This is a genomic window from Nocardioides sp. Root1257 (assembly GCF_001425175.1).
Lineage (GTDB): Bacteria > Actinomycetota > Actinomycetes > Propionibacteriales > Nocardioidaceae > Nocardioides.
In genome coordinates this window covers 845,952-860,000 of record NZ_LMDV01000009.1, presented here as the reverse complement: position 1 = coordinate 860,000, position 14,049 = coordinate 845,952, and the positions used below count along the sequence as shown (strand labels likewise).

Genomic DNA, 14,049 nt, shown 5'->3' with positions numbered 1-14,049 from the left:
GCCACCCCATCCAGGCGTAGCGTCGGCTCCGAACAGGAGTCGACATGGATCCCCGGGAGTACCGCGACGCACGCTGGCACTCGCTGCTGCGTACGGCGGAGGAGCTGGGGGTGGATCCGGAGGCCGCACCGGGTCTCGTGGAGCAGGTGCTGGCGCGACAGCAGCGCCGGATCCGACGAGCCGAGGACCCGGACCCCCTGGTGCACGCGGCGCTGGCCGACGCCGTCCTCGGACCCCCGTCCCCCGCATCGCGCGAGCACCGGCGCCGCTGGCTCGCGGTCGCCGGGTTGGCCACCGCGCTGGTCGCCGTCGGGATCGTGTTCGCCGTGACGCGGCCGGAGCCGCCGCCGACCGACCACCTCCGCGCCGACCAGATCCCCTCGCTCTTCGGGTACGACGGCGAGGCGGCGCGCAGCCTCCTGGAGAAGCGCGGCCTCGAGGTGTCGCTGCGCCCGTTCCGCTCCTGCGAGGTGCGCGACCGCGTGGTCGCGAGCGCCCCGCCCGCGGGCGCGTCGTACGACAAGGGCGACCGGGTGGTCGTCTACACCGCACTGCCGGCCGACGTCTCGTGCCTGACCGACTACGGCGAGCGGGAGGTCGCGTGGCAGCTGCTCGACTTCGCCAACGGCCACGGCGCGGCACCGACCTTCGCGCCGCGCGTGTGGGTCTACCCCGGCGACGCACCGCGTGAGGTCCTCAGCGGTGCCGCTGCTGCCGACCCGGCCTCCTGGCGTCGCTCAGGTGTGCTCGAAGCGCTGCGCGACGCGTCCACCGATGTCGCGCTCGTCGAGAAGCACCCGCTGACGTACGCCGTGCCGGCCGTGCGCGTGGTGCCCGTGACCGAGGGCCTCGGGCGCTGCGGCGTGCCCGACCCGTCGATGGCCGGGTCGGCCGACGTGATCACCTTCCTGGTGAGGTCGGCCGACCGGACCGGCTGTCCGCTGCGGCTCGAGGTCTATCGCGACGACGACCGCCGGATCGAGAGCCTGGCGCTCTACCCCGCGTCGTCCTGAGTCGTCGGGTGCTCGGGGACGACGACAGGACGCAGCCGCGCCCAGATCAGGAACGCCCCACCGATCACGAGCATCACGATGCCCGCCCAGAGGTTGGCGTTGACGCCGCCCGTCTTGTCGAGCTCCTTGTCGCCGAACAGGCCCATCAGCGTGAGGATGACGCCGTACGCGCCGATCAGGCCGCCGATGATGTTGCGAATGTCGAGTGCACCTGCGGTGTGCTGGCTTTGTGGCATGACTGGCTCCTCAGAAGATCACGTTCAGGATGATGACCAGCACCAGCGCGATGCCGGCGAGCGGCAGGGTGCGCTGGTACCACGGGCGGCCGGCCTCGTCCGGATCGACGAGGTCCTCGCGTGGGGTCTCCGAGTAGACGAGGCCGCGCAGCTCCTCCACGGGCTTCGGCTTGGTGAAGCCGGAGACCGCGATGCTGAGGACCACGTCGACGACGAACGCCGCACCGGCCGCGACGAACGACGCGCCCTGGCCGCTGATGCCGATCCACCCCTGGCTGAGCGAGCCCAGCGCGTCCTCGCTGGCGATGCCGACCACGACGGCGGCGAGCGTGCCGGAGACGAGGCCGACCCAACCGGCGGTCGGCGTCATCCGCTTCCAGAACATACCGACGATGAAGGTGGCGAAGAGTGGTGCGTTGAAGAACCCGAACAGCGTCTGCAGGTAGTTCATGATGTTCGTGTAGTTCGACGCCAGCGACGCGGTGAAGATCGCGATCACGACGGCCGCGACCGTCGCGATCCGGCCCACCAGCAGGTAGTAGCTGTCGCTGCGGTCCTTGACGATGTAGCGCTGCCAGAGGTCGTAGCTCCAGACCGTGTTGAACGCCGAGACGTTGGCGGCCATGCCGGCCATGAACGCCGCGAGCAGTCCCGCGATCGCGAGGCCCAGCAGACCGTTCGGCAGGATGTCGCGCATCAGGTAGAGCAACGAGTCGTTGTAGGTCACCCCGTCTCCGGACGACCCGCCTGGGACCGCCTCCCCCGCCTTGACGCTCGCGACCTCGTGGACGAGGACGGCCGCGATCATGCCGGGCAGGATCGTGATGAAGGGGACGAACATCTTCGGGTAGGCACCGATGATCGGCGTCTTGCGCGCCGAGGAGATCGAGTTGGAGGCCATCGCGCGCTGGACCTCGACGAAGTTCGTCGTCCAGTAGCCGAAGGACAGCACGAACCCGAGGCCGAACACGATGCCCACGATCGACCAGATGTCGGAGCTGAAACCGGTCAGGGCGTTGCCCGGCCACGAGTTCAGCTGCTGCTCGGCGGGCGCGATGCTGTCGGGGTGGGCGCCGGCGGCCGAGGTGATGCCGTCCTTGAGGCCGCCCCACCCGCCGACGCGGTGCAGGCCGATCAGGGTGAGCGGCAGAAGCGCGGCCACGATCACGAAGAACTGCAGGACCTCGTTGTAGATCGCGGCGCTGAGCCCGCCGAGCGTGATGTAGGAGAGCACGATCGCCGCCGCGACGATCAGAGCCACCCACAGCGGCCAGCCGAGCAGGGCGTGCACGATGCTCGCGAGCAGGAAGAGGTTGATGCCGGCGATCAGCAGCTGGGCGACCGCGAACGAGATGGCGTTCACCAGGTGCGCGCCGGTGCCGAACCGCCGGAACATGAACTCCGGCACCGAGCGGACCTTCGAGCCGTAGTAGAAGGGCATCATCACGACGCCCAGGAAGAGCATCGCCGGGATGGCGCCGATCCAGAAGTAGTGGACGGTGGGGATGCCGAACTGCGCGCCGTTCGCCGACATGCCCATGATCTCGACGGCACCGAGGTTGGCGGAGATGAACGCCAGGCCCGTCACCCACGCCGGCAGGGAGCGCCCGGAGAGGAAGAAGTCGAGGGAGTCGGAGATCTGCCGTCGGGCGAGGACGCCGATCCCGAGGACGACCGCGAAGTACATGCCGATCATCAGGTAGTCGACGAACTTCGCGTCGATGATGGTGCTCGCCATCGCCGTGGGCGCGGCCAAAACTGTCGGACTCGACATCTAGTGCCTCTTTCGTGCACCGATCCGGTGGCGGACACCCGGAAGGACCATCGGACCTCGTGCCCAGCGAGCGCGCCCCACAAACCCGTGACGGAGCACGCCGTACCACCGCTGACGCCACGTGACGTCACATGATGCTTGACGTGACGTCACGATGATGTCATCGTGGTGCTCATGGACATCACCCCGTACGTCGAGAGCCTGCGTCGCGACCTGCTCGCGGCCGCGGACGCCGCCGGCCCGGAGGCGCGGGCCGCCACCGAGCGGCTCAGCTACGCCCTCGACCCCGCCGCCCGGCTGGCCCTGATGGAGGCCATCTCGCAGGCGGCCGCCGAGATCACCGCCGAGCTCCCCGACGGCGGCGTCGACGTCCGTCTCAACGGACGCGAGCTCGAGTTCGCCGTGCATGCCCCGCCGGCCGCTGCACCGAGCGCCCTCCCGCCGGCACCGGCGGACGCCGACGAGACCGAGGACGACGGCAGCGTCGCCCGGATCACGCTGCGGATCCCCGAGTCGGTGAAGGCCAAGGCCGAGGAGCTCGCCAGCAGGTCCGGCCACTCCCTCAACACCTGGCTGGTCAACATCGTCCGCGGCGCCACCCGCGAGGGCGCGATCAACGTCGACATCGACCTCTCCAGCATCCCGTTCGCCACCGGCGGCGACCCCTTCGGCGGCAAGCGCCCCGGGAAGCGCATGTCCGGCTGGGTCTAGCACCCACCAGCACCCCCACTTCCGGGCCCGGCACCGCCGGTCCCGTGGATGAACACACCCGAAACCAGGAGCATCGTCATGACCCAGCACACCTTCGACACCCCGAAGCCCGTCGAGCTCTTCGTCGAGATCGCCAAGGGCACCGTCGACATCACCGCGGCCGACACCGACCAGACCCAGGTCGAGGTCACCGGACGCGACGCCGAGCAGACCGTCGTCCGCGAGGACGGCGAGCAGATCTCGGTCATCGGGCCCAAGCGCGGCGGCCTCTTCGGCGGCGAGTCCCGCCTCGACGTACGCGTCACCGTGCCGACCGGGAGTCGGCCGGTAGTCCGGACCGGCAGCGCCGACATCACCGTGCACGGCACGGTCGGCAACGCCAAGGTGCGCAGCGGCTCGGGCGACGTCCGGCTCGACGTCGCCACCGGCCCGCTGCTCGTCGAGACCGGCTCCGGCGACATCCGGATCGAAGCCGCCCGCGAGGCGCTCAAGATCAAGAGCGGGTCCGGCGACATCACCATCGGACAGACCGACGACGTCACCTCGATCTCGACGGGCTCCGGCGACGTCCGGATGTCCACGACCCACGGGCAGACGGTCGTGAAGACCGGGTCGGGCGACCTCGAGGTCGGCGACACCACCCGTGACGTCTCGCTGACCACCGGCTCCGGCGACCTCGTCGTCAGCCGCGCCCACCGGGGCAAGGTGAGCGCGAAGGGCGCCTCCGGCGACGTCCGGATCGGCGTCCCCGCCGGCGTCCCCGTCTGGACCGACATCACCACCGTCACGGGTGCCATCCGCTCGACCCTCGCCGGCACCGGTCAGCCCGAGGCGGGCGCCGACCACGTCGAGGTCCGGGCCCGCACCGTCAGCGGCGACATCGTGCTCGCCGAGGCCTGATCCAGTCCCCAACCCCCCACCGCAACGCGCACCAGAGGAGAACTGTCATGGAGTACAGCAACGTCATCCTCGACGCCGAGGCCAACCGTCAGGAGCTCGCGGAGCGGATCGCCCGCGCCGCCACCCCGCGCATCTCGTCCACCACGCACCGCCACCTGCTCGCCCAGCGGCTGCGCCGCATCGCCGACCGCGTCGACAACTGAGTGCCGCCGCCGTCGATCAGGACGACATCGACACGCCCTTGCGCCAGTACCCCATGAACGCGACCTGGCGGCGGTCGACCTCGAGGTCCTTCACCAGGACCCGGCGCAGGCCCGTCACGACGGCGGACTCACCGGCGATCCAGGCGTAGATGTCGTCCAGGTCGTGACCGACCACCGAGGTCGCGACGTCGACCTCCTCACCCGAGGACGAGTACGTCGGGGTCTCCCACAGGTCCGGATCGACCTCGTCGACCTCCGCCGCAGGGGCGCCACCGACACCGAGGTGCTCGAGCACCGCCTGACGCAGGCGGGCACCGTGGTCGTCCTCGTCACGGGCCAGCCAGACCACCTCGACGCCCTCCGGGTGCTGCACGGTGAGCACGTCCGCAGCGCTCGGGACCTCGAGGAAGGCGGCGCCGACGGCGTCGTGACGCAGCTGCCCGAGGATCGCGCAGATCGCCGGCACCGCCGTCTCGTCGCCCACGAGCAGCAGGCGACGCGCGGTGCCGGGCTCGAACTCGATGCCGCCGTAGAACTGCCCACGCCGGGGCGCGATCACCGCGAGCCGGTCGCCGACCGTCGCGGCCGCGGCCCAGGCACAGCCCGGGCCCGGCTCACCGTGGTCGTCGGGGTGGACGACGATGTCGACCACCAGTCGCGTGTCCGCGCCCGCGCCCCGGACGTCGCGGATCGTGTAGGTGCGCATGTGGCCGCGGTCCTCGACCGGACGCTTCAGCCAGGTGTCGTACCAGGAGTCGTCGGCACCCTCGAACGACGGCGGGGGTCCACCGGGCACGCCGGGGAAGACGAGCTTGATCCGCTGGTCGTACAGCGGACCGTCGACGCCGAAGTCGGCCAGGCAGGCGCCGCCCAGCTCGACCCGCACGAACGCGGGCGAGAGCCGGTCGACGCGCACCACCTCGACCACGTCGAGGATCATCGGCAGCGACTGCTGGGTCGTCGTCATGCAGGTAAGGCTAGCCTAACCTGCACTGGTGCCCCAGGGCAGGAGCTAGATCTGCGTGCGGTGGAAGTTCTGGAAGGACCGGGACGGCGTCGGGCCGCGCTGGCCCTGGTAGCGCGACCCGTACTTCTCCGAGCCGTACGGGTGCTCGCTGGCCGAGGTCAGCTGGAAGAAGCAGAACTGGCCGATCTTCATGCCCGGGTAGAGCTTGATCGGGAGGGTCGCCACGTTCGCGAGCTCGAGCGTCACGTGCCCCGAGAAGCCCGGGTCGACGAAGCCCGCGGTCGCGTGGGTGAGCAGCCCGAGCCGACCGAGCGAGGACTTGCCCTCGACGCGGGCGGCGATGTCGTCGGGCAGCGTCACGACCTCGTACGTCGAGCCCAGCACGAACTCACCCGGGTGCAGGATGAACGGGTCGTCGCCCTCCGGCTCGACCTCGCGGGTGAGGTCGGACTGGTCGGCCGCCGGGTCGATGTGCGGGTACTTGTGGTTCTCGAAGACGCGGAAGAACCGGTCCAGGCGCACGTCGATGGACGACGGCTGCAGCATCGCCGGGTCCCAGGGGTCCATCGCGATCCGGCCGGCGTCGATCTGGGCCAGGATGTCGCGGTCTGACAGCAGCACGCTCGCACCCTACCGGTGGCCCCCGCCTCGGTGGTCGAGCCTGCCGAGACCGACAATGGGACGGTGAGCTTCCAGCGGTACGTCGCGATCGGCGACTCCTTCACCGAAGGGGTCGGCGACCCCGACCCGTCGCGCCCCAACGGCGTCCGAGGCTGGGCCGACCGGGTCGCCGAGGTCCTCGCCGACCAGACCCCGTCGTTCGGGTACGCCAACCTCGCGATCCGCGGCCGCAAGCTGCCCGCCGTCCTCGACGAGCAGCTCGAGCCGGCGATCGCGCTCGACCCCGACCTCGTCACCATCTATGCCGGCGCCAACGACATCATGCGCCCCAAGGTCGACCTCGACTCGCTCATCGAGCGGTACGACGCCGCACTCGGACGCCTTGCGGCCACCGGTGCCCGGCTGCTCGTGTTCACGGCGTTCGACCCGGGCGGCTCGGCGATCTACCGCCCGCTGCGGGGCCGCTTCGCGCTCTACAACGAGCTCGTCCGCACCAGCGCCCGGGCGCACGGTGCGACGATCGTCGACTACTGGACGCTGCGCGAGTACCGCGACTGGCGCTACTGGGACGCCGACCGCATGCACATGGGTCCGGCCGGGCACCAGCGGATGGCGATCGAGGTGCTCGACACCCTCGGCGTACCCCACCGGCTGCAGCCACTCCCGCTGACGGATCGGCCGCCGCTGACCAGGGCGGAGCAGCGCCGGGAGAACATCGCCTGGGTGCGCGGCATGGCCCTGCCGTGGGTGCACCGCCGGCTCACCGGGCGCTCCTCCGGCGACGGACTGGACCCGAAGCGTCCGACGCTCGCGCCCATCGACTAGTATCGCCGCGACCGAGGGGCAGCCAGCCCTCGGACGTGCGGATGTAGCTCAGTTGGTAGAGCGCGACCTTCCCAAGGTCGATGTCGCGAGTTCGAATCTCGTCATCCGCTCCACTTCAGCTGGAAGGCCGCGCTCACGAGCGCGACACTCTGCTCGACGTCGATGTCGCGAGTTCGAATCTCGTCATCCGCTCCACTTCAGCTGGAAGGYCGCGCTSACGAGCGCGACACTCTGCTCGACGTCGATGTCGCGAGTTCGAATCTCGTCATCCGCTCCACTTCCTCCGTCCGGCCGCGCGCGGCCGGACTCCTCGGGCACTTCATCAACTTGTTGGCCTTTGCAAAGCCCGAGAAGTTCAGGGATACCCGGTCAACCGGGTATCCCTGGGATCACCAACTCCTCAGGCCGCGACCCTCCCGGCCGATCCGACACCTGGTCTGTGACTGTTGTGACTCATGGTTCGCTTGACTATTCAAGTGGCCAGGGTGACAGTGGACGGGCCGCGTCCCCTTCCCCGTTCGGACTCGAGGTACTGATGTCCCGCCCCCGCGCCCTCGTCGTTGCCATCGGCGTCCTGGCCGTCCTGCTCGCGCTCACCCCCTTCATCCCGCGCGGCGGCGACGAGGACGGCGCGCTGCGCCCCTCGGGCGACGGCAGCACCAAGGCCGCGATGCTCCGAAGCGCGAACGCCGTGGGCCCGTCGCGGATCACGCCGGCCATGCAGGCCGAGATCGACCGGGTCGTCGCCGAGGGCCGCTCGATCGGGCGCACCGGCTCCAAGGCCGCCCTCGCGCGCAGCGACTCCCACCTGGTCCGCTGCGCCGACCTCGACGGTCAGCGCTACTGCCTCGGCGTCGGCTGGACCGACGACACCGAGGCGCAGGTCCGCGCCCGGGTCGCCTCGGCCGCCCGCGCGGCCGAGCGCCGCACCGACCGGATCAGCACCGGCGACCTCGACGCCCCCGCCGTCCTGGCGCGCTCGGCCCGGATGACGCCGAAGGCCCGCGCAGCGGCCGACCGTGCCGAGCTCGAGTCGGCGGCGACCGCGGTCGCCAAGGTCTGGCTGCTCCGCCACGAGATCCAGGGCGTCGCGCTGCCCGACGACTTCCTCGCGGAGCACCCGGAGGCACGGCGTGCCGCGCCGGCCGCCGGCACGAAGCCGTCCGCCACCCCGACCCCCACGCCGACCCCCACGGCCTCGGCCACCCCGACGGGCGCGGCGCAGCCGACGGCGAACGCCGCCGCGAGCGGGACCCCGGCGGCGACGCCAACCGCGGCCCCGACCACCCCGCCGGCGGCCGTCGCCAAGACCGGTCGCGACTACCCGCGCCGCGTGGAGATCCTGAAGACCAACCAGACGTCCGAGCAGACCCGGACCTACTACTGCGGCCCCACCTCGATGCAGATGATCACCTGGGGCTGGGCCGGCAAGGCCCGCAGCCAGGACTACTGGGCGCACCGTCTCGGCACGACCACGAGCGGCACCGGCATGACCGACATGGTGCGCGTCGTCAACCGCGCGACCGGCTGGGACCGCAAGTCGTACGCCGGCAAGTACGTCACGCTCGACATCGGCGACTGGTCCTACAAGCAGTGGATGCTGCTGATGATGCGGCACGTGGCGGACTACCACGCGCCGGTCGTGCTGCACCCGATCCTGCTCAAGCGCTACTACCCCTACCTCGACGACGACGCGTCCGGGCACTACCAGGTCGGTCGCGGCTTCGACAAGAACGGGAAGAAGCCGGCCATGCTCGGCTACTTCGAGCCCTGGAACCAGCAGCGCTTCGACCCGTCCGAGCCCTACATCGACCGCGTCCAGTGGCGGGGCGCCTACAAGAGCTACCGCGCCAACCAGGACCACTTCCTCCACAACGTCGGCGTCTGATGCGGCGGAGCACCGGAAGCCTGCGGTACGTCGCCGGCGCGGCCGCGCTGGTGCTCGCCCTGGCCGCGTGCGGCTCCGACGACGGCTCCGACGACGAGCCCGACGCGGGAGCGACGCCGACCCCGAGCGCCAGCAGCTCCTCCCCGCCGGCGTCGTCGGCCACGCCCAGCGCGACCGAGAGCGCCACGCAGGGCGGTACGGCGGACGCTCCGGCGGCCGCGACGCCGCGGACGGACCTGCTCGACTGGCAGCCGGTCGACGGCTCCGTCGACGACACCGTCACGCGGGGCGACGGCTGGACGCTCACCGTCACCGACGACGGCTCCACCTGGCGGCTGGAGGAGACGTCCGGCGGCGCGACCAGCTCGGGACGGGTGACCGCCAACCCCGGGTGGCAGGTCAGCGACGCGATGCTCGACGACGACTGGGCGGTCGTGGTCCTGCAGGACGAGCAGGAGCAACGGCCCAGCCGCGCCACGGTCACGAACCTGGAGACCGGCAAGGCCTACGAGCTCAACGGCCGCTCGGACGCGCCGACCACGACCGGCGGCACCTGGGCGCTGGGCGAGGACACGCTCCTGCACGCGACGTACGACGGGGGCGCCTACTGCCTCGCCGAGGTCGACCTGGCGTCGCAGAGGTCGACCGTCGCCTGGTGCGCCCCGAAGCGGCAGGGCTTCAACGCCGCCCACATCACGGAGGCCGGCGAGTCCGTGCTGAGCTTCGACGACTCCCAGCCTTCGTGCCGCACCGTCGTCACCATCGACGGCGGCGACGCCGTCCCGTTCACGGGCACCACGGCGTGCAAGGCCTGGGAGGGCCTGCTCACCGATGACGGCGCCGTCTGGTCGACGATCCCGCGTGAGCAGCGGATCGAGGAGGCGGAGTACGTCGCGCGGGTGGGCGACGGGTACTTCGACCTCGGGCCCGGCGTCGCCGGCAGCCTCACCGAGTGCGACGGGGCGACGTACTTCGTCCGCGACCCGCAGACCAAGGGCGGCCCGGCCGCGCTGATGCGGTGGACCGGCGACGACGGCCTGAGCGTCGTCTACGAGTCGCCGAAGGGCCAGGCGTTCCTCGAGGAGCCGCGGTGCGGCGGCGAGACGATGACCCTCACCGCCCGCACCTCCTCCGGCGACGAGCAGGTCACCGCCCCTCTCTAGGCTGGGCGTCGTGACTGCCGCCTTCACCGGGTTCCCCGCCGCGGGGCTCGACTTCTACGACGACCTCGAGGTCGACAACACCAAGTCGTTCTGGGAGAAGCACAAGGCGGTGTACGCCGACGCGGTCAAGGCGCCGATGACCGCGCTCTGTGCCGCGCTCGAGCCCGAGTTCGGCAGCGCGAAGATCTTCCGGCCCTACCGCGACGTCCGGTTCGCGAAGGACAAGACGCCGTACAAGACCCACCAGGGTGCGTTCGTCCGGGTCGGCGAGGCCACGGGCTGGTACGTCGAGCTCTCGCCGCGCGGGCTCCGCACCGGCGCCGGGTTCTACGAGGCGAGCGGCCCCCGGCTGGCGGCCTTCCGGGAGGCGATCGCCCACGACCGCTTCGGACCCGAGCTCGAGAAGATCCTCACGACGCTGCGCCGCAAGCACTTCGAGATCGGCGGCGACACGCTGAAGACGAGCCCGCGGGGGTACGCCGCCGACCACCCGCGCATCGAGCTGCTGCGGCACCGGTCGCTGGTCGCCGGCCACCCGCTCGGGTTCGAGCCCGTGATCCACACGCCCGAGGTCCTCGACCTGGTCCGCGCCGACTGGCGCGCGCTGCGCCCGCTGGTCGAGTGGTGCGCGACCCACGCCAGCACCTGAGGGCCCCGTCCTGGCTACTCCTGGCGCAGGACCCGCGCCACAAAGACCTCGACGTTCGCGACCAGCCGGTCGATCCGCTGCTCGGTCGTCAGCGTCTCCTGCAGCACCGGGCTCGAGGCCGATGCCTTCCCGCGCACGTACGCCGAGCAGGCCAGGTCGGAGCACATCGGCGTCCCGACGGAGTGGCCGCGCTGTCCCGCCTTGCCGGCCCGCGGCGCCACCATCAGGGCGACCCCTCCGGAGCGCACCGTCATGCACAGCGAGCACATGCTCGCGCGTCGCCCGACCCCGACGCCCGGGGCACGCAGCACCAGCCCGAGCGGACGACCGCCGTGCTCGACGACGAGGTAGCCGCGTGCCGGCGCCTGCGGGTCGCGCCACCCGAGGTAGTCGAGCTCGGACCAGTCGCGCTCGGCCAGGTCGCGAGGCAGGTTGAGGCGCTGTGCCTCGCCCTTCGAGCAGTTCACGAAGGCGGCGCGGATCTGGGTCTCGGTGAGCGGCTCCACGTGCACCGACGGTACGTTTCCTATAACCTTTAGGCAACTCCCTAGATCATGCCGAGGAGAGCGCCGTGCCACGAGCGGGACTGACGACCGACCGGGTCGTTCGAGCCGGCGCCGACCTCGCCGACGAGGCCGGCCTCGACGCCGTCACCCTGTCCGCCGTCGCGCGCGGCTTCGACGTCAAGGTCGCGAGCCTCTACTCCCACGTCGCAGGCTCCGCCGACCTCCGCGAGGGCATCGCCCGGCTGGCCCTGGACGAGCTCGCCGACCGCGCCTCCGACGCGCTGGCCGGACGGTCCGGCCGGGACGCGCTGGTTGCCTTCGCGACCACCTACCGCGACTACGCGCGCGAGCACCCCGGGCGGTACGCCGCCACCCGGATCCCGGTCCCCGCAGACTCCCCCGCCGTCGACGCCGGGCGCCGGCACGCGGCACTGACCCGCTCGATCCTGCGCGGCTACGACCTCGACGCGACGGCGTCCGTGCACGCCGTACGCCTGCTCGGCAGCGTGTTCCACGGCTTCGCCGACCTCGAGCTCAGCGGCTCCTTCGACCACAGCGCACCGCCGGCCGACGAGAGCTGGGTCGCGATCCTCGACGCCCTCGACGCCACCTTGCGACGGTGGCCGGTCAGCCCTTCGTGAACGACGCCATCGTGCGGTCCGGCTCCCAGAACGCCTTCATGGAGGCGACCCGGCCGTCGTCGTGGATGACGTAGACCATGATCAGCTCGGTGATCGTGAAGCTGCCGTCCGGGAACGACGTCTTGATCCGGCCGATGTTGGCGCAGGTGTTGCTGCCCGGGTTGGCGAAGGACTCGTAGATCTCGAACTCGAAGGTCTCGATCGGCTCGATCGCCAGCTTCCAGAACGCCGCGATTCCCTCGTGCCCGCGGTGCCCCTTGCCCTCCGGGTCGAACATCGAGGGCCCGACCGGGTCCTCGAGCACCGCATCCTCGGCGTACACCGTCAGCCACTCCGCCAGGTCGCCCTTCGCGACGGCGGAGTACGACCGCTGCGAGGCGGCGCGCGCCGGGTGGTCGTCGTTCGGCGCGGTCCAGGTGATGGCGTCGGAGGTGATCATGTCGGCATCCTAGGCGTGAGGTGGAACACGTTCTAGTCTCAGCGGCCGAAAGCCCGAGGTCACGACGCGTTCACCCACCGGCCGCCCACGGCTGCGACGGTGCCGGCATGGCACGTCGCAAGGTCTTCGTCCACGTCGGGCTCCCGCGTAGCGGGGCCGGCTTCCTCGACGCCGCGCTCGCCGAGCACGCGGGCGCCCTCGCGCAGCAGGGGGTGCAGCACCCCGCGACCTCCGCCGACGAGATGTTCCGGGCCGCGATCGAGATCCGCCGCGACCACCGCGCGTGGGGCTACCCCCGCAAGGCGGTCGAGGGCACCTGGGCCCAGCTCTGCCGGCGGGCACAGAAGGGCGAGGGCGACGTCGTCGTCAGCCAGGAGCTCCTCGCGACCTGCACGCGACCGCAGATCGACCTGCTCCTCGACGGCCTGGCCGGCTTCCAGGTGCACGTGGTCATCACCGCGCGTGGCGCGACCGGCCCGGACCTCGCCTCGGTCGTCGACCGCTGGTCGGCGGCGGTCAAGGAGCCACAGCGCCTGCACGTCCTCGTCGTACCGACTGAGGGCGACGCCCGCGAGGCGGCCTGGCGCGGGCTCGGCGAGATCGTCGGCTTCGACGCCGCCCTGCTCCCGCTGCCGGAGCCGGCGCTGCCGGCCCACCTGGTCCGCTCCCTGGTCCGGGCGGTCGACGGACCGCCCGCGAGCGACGACGACCTGCTCGAGCGGGCGGAGCGCTGGCGCAAGGCCCTCGCGGACGGCGGGTACGACGTACGCGGCGACACCGCGTCGCTGCTGCCGTCGGACACGGGGCGACCGGTCGCCCTCGACGACCTGCTCCAGGAGACTGCCGACCTGGTCGCGGCCCTCGTGGTCGAGGTCGGCGAGCTGCGCGAGGACAACCAGGTGCTCACGGCGCGCACCGAGAAGCTCGAGAAGAAGCGCGCCAAGCTCAAGCGGCGGCTCGGCCAGGCCTGAGGTCCGCCGGGACCCACCGACCCGTCGAGGTCAGTGCGGCTGCCAGGCGTCCTCGTCGGCGGTGCGCGACGTGACGGCGTCGGGCAGCTTGCGATCCGCGAGGTCCTGGATGGACACGCGCTCGAAGACGTCGCGCAGCGAGCGCCGGGCCGCGATCCACACGTGCTGGAGCACGTCGGCGGCCTCGTTGTAGGTGACCGCCTCGGGGCGCAGGCCGTAGACGGAGACGAGCGGCCCGTCGACCGCGCGGATCACGTCGGCGACGGACACGTCCGACGCGGGACGACCCATCCGCCACCCGCCGGACTGGCCGCGCTGCGACATCACCACGCCCGCGCGGCGCAGGTCGGCCAGGATCGCCTGGAGGAACCCGTGCGGGATCTCCTGCAGGCGACCGAGCTCCTCCGCGCTCACGGCGCGGCCGTCCTCGCGCGAGGCCATCTCGATCAGCGCACGGAGGGCGTAGTCGGACTTCGCGGAAACTCGCATGCGTCCAGTGTGTCAGATGTGTCGACTTGTTCACTCGACCTTGGTGGCTTGTC

The 14,049-nt window shown here is 71.4% G+C and carries 17 protein-coding genes and 1 tRNA gene; 11 read left to right on the top strand and 7 right to left on the bottom strand.

The window, feature by feature from the left end:
• The first annotated feature begins 44 nt into the window (after positions 1-44).
• Positions 45-1,013, top strand: coding sequence for a Stk1 family PASTA domain-containing Ser/Thr kinase (locus ASC77_RS18180; protein ID WP_056156190.1), 969 nt, complete (start codon positions 45-47; stop codon positions 1,011-1,013).
• Here ASC77_RS18180 and ASC77_RS18175 read toward each other — a convergent pair.
• Together ASC77_RS18175 and ASC77_RS18170 are read right to left on the bottom strand one after the other, a co-directional pair.
• Positions 995-1,249: a hypothetical protein gene (locus tag ASC77_RS18175; protein WP_056156187.1), complete on the bottom strand. Its 255-nt coding sequence runs from the start codon at positions 1,247-1,249 to the stop codon at positions 995-997. The genes ASC77_RS18180 and ASC77_RS18175 overlap by 19 nt on opposite strands.
• A gap of 10 nt (positions 1,250-1,259) precedes the next feature.
• Positions 1,260-2,987 carry a sodium:solute symporter family protein gene (locus ASC77_RS18170; protein ID WP_156391189.1) on the bottom strand — a complete coding sequence of 576 codons (1,728 nt, stop codon included), beginning with the start codon at positions 2,985-2,987 and terminating at the stop codon, positions 1,260-1,262.
• Between the two features lie 210 nt (positions 2,988-3,197).
• Here ASC77_RS18170 and ASC77_RS18165 point away from each other — a divergent pair, with 210 nt between their 5' ends.
• The 3 genes from ASC77_RS18165 to ASC77_RS26765 all read left to right on the top strand — a co-directional run bounded on the left by ASC77_RS18165 (position 3,198) and on the right by ASC77_RS26765 (position 4,837).
• Positions 3,198-3,734 (top strand): hypothetical protein, encoded by a 537-nt coding sequence (locus tag ASC77_RS18165; protein WP_056156612.1) that lies wholly within the window; start codon positions 3,198-3,200, stop codon positions 3,732-3,734.
• Between the two features lie 78 nt (positions 3,735-3,812).
• Positions 3,813-4,634 (top strand): DUF4097 family beta strand repeat-containing protein, encoded by an 822-nt coding sequence (locus ASC77_RS18160; RefSeq protein ID WP_056156181.1) that lies wholly within the window; start codon positions 3,813-3,815, stop codon positions 4,632-4,634.
• A 47-nt stretch (positions 4,635-4,681) separates the two neighbouring features.
• Entirely contained in the window at positions 4,682-4,837 is a 156-nt protein-coding gene (locus ASC77_RS26765; RefSeq protein ID WP_156391164.1) for a hypothetical protein, read from the top strand.
• Between the two features lie 16 nt (positions 4,838-4,853).
• Here the strand turns inward: ASC77_RS26765 and ASC77_RS18155 are convergent, their stop codons facing one another.
• Positions 4,854-5,804 (bottom strand): siderophore-interacting protein, encoded by a 951-nt coding sequence (locus ASC77_RS18155; protein ID WP_056156179.1) that lies wholly within the window; start codon positions 5,802-5,804, stop codon positions 4,854-4,856.
• Positions 5,805-5,849: 45 nt separating this feature from the next.
• Positions 5,850-6,425 carry a dCTP deaminase gene (gene dcd, locus ASC77_RS18150; RefSeq protein ID WP_056156177.1) on the bottom strand — a complete coding sequence of 192 codons (576 nt, stop codon included), beginning with the start codon at positions 6,423-6,425 and terminating at the stop codon, positions 5,850-5,852.
• 63 nt (positions 6,426-6,488) lie between these two features.
• Here dcd and ASC77_RS18145 point away from each other — a divergent pair, with 63 nt between their 5' ends.
• The 5 genes from ASC77_RS18145 (at position 6,489) to ASC77_RS18125 (ending at position 10,950) form a co-directional block, all read left to right on the top strand.
• Positions 6,489-7,250 carry an SGNH/GDSL hydrolase family protein gene (locus ASC77_RS18145; RefSeq protein WP_056156609.1) on the top strand — a complete coding sequence of 254 codons (762 nt, stop codon included), beginning with the start codon at positions 6,489-6,491 and terminating at the stop codon, positions 7,248-7,250.
• A 37-nt stretch (positions 7,251-7,287) separates the two neighbouring features.
• Positions 7,288-7,363, top strand: a tRNA-Gly gene (locus tag ASC77_RS18140).
• A 422-nt stretch (positions 7,364-7,785) separates the two neighbouring features.
• On the top strand, positions 7,786-9,138 hold the full coding sequence (locus tag ASC77_RS18135) for a C39 family peptidase (RefSeq protein ID WP_056156175.1): 1,353 nt from the start codon (positions 7,786-7,788) through the stop codon (positions 9,136-9,138).
• The gene (locus tag ASC77_RS18130) at positions 9,138-10,301 is read left to right on the top strand and encodes a hypothetical protein (protein WP_056156173.1); all 1,164 of its coding nucleotides are present in this window, start codon (positions 9,138-9,140) and stop codon (positions 10,299-10,301) included. The genes ASC77_RS18135 and ASC77_RS18130 overlap by 1 nt, the downstream gene beginning before the upstream one ends.
• Positions 10,302-10,311: 10 nt before the next feature.
• A complete protein-coding gene (locus tag ASC77_RS18125; RefSeq protein ID WP_056156169.1) occupies positions 10,312-10,950 on the top strand; it encodes a DUF2461 domain-containing protein in 639 nt (212 codons plus the stop codon).
• Between the two features lie 14 nt (positions 10,951-10,964).
• Here ASC77_RS18125 and ASC77_RS18120 read toward each other — a convergent pair whose 3' ends face one another.
• Positions 10,965-11,456, bottom strand: a complete 492-nt coding sequence (locus tag ASC77_RS18120; RefSeq protein WP_056156166.1) for an FBP domain-containing protein — start codon at positions 11,454-11,456, stop codon at positions 10,965-10,967.
• Positions 11,457-11,521: 65 nt separating this feature from the next.
• Between ASC77_RS18120 and ASC77_RS18115 the strand changes: the two genes are divergently transcribed.
• A complete protein-coding gene (locus tag ASC77_RS18115) occupies positions 11,522-12,097 on the top strand; it encodes a TetR/AcrR family transcriptional regulator (RefSeq protein WP_056156164.1) in 576 nt (191 codons plus the stop codon).
• Here ASC77_RS18115 and ASC77_RS18110 read toward each other — a convergent pair.
• The gene (locus tag ASC77_RS18110; protein ID WP_056156161.1) at positions 12,084-12,536 is read right to left on the bottom strand and encodes a nuclear transport factor 2 family protein; all 453 of its coding nucleotides are present in this window, start codon (positions 12,534-12,536) and stop codon (positions 12,084-12,086) included. The two genes, ASC77_RS18115 and ASC77_RS18110, sit on opposite strands and share 14 nt — an antisense overlap.
• Positions 12,537-12,643: 107 nt before the next feature.
• On the opposite strand from ASC77_RS18110, the gene ASC77_RS18105 reads away from it, so the two are divergent.
• Complete coding sequence (locus ASC77_RS18105) at positions 12,644-13,507, top strand: hypothetical protein (protein WP_056156158.1); 864 nt, start codon at positions 12,644-12,646, stop codon at positions 13,505-13,507.
• A gap of 30 nt (positions 13,508-13,537) precedes the next feature.
• On the opposite strand, the gene ASC77_RS18100 is transcribed toward ASC77_RS18105, so the two are convergent.
• Positions 13,538-13,996, bottom strand: coding sequence for an RrF2 family transcriptional regulator (locus tag ASC77_RS18100; protein WP_056156151.1), 459 nt, complete (start codon positions 13,994-13,996; stop codon positions 13,538-13,540).
• Positions 13,997-14,049 lie beyond the last annotated feature (53 nt).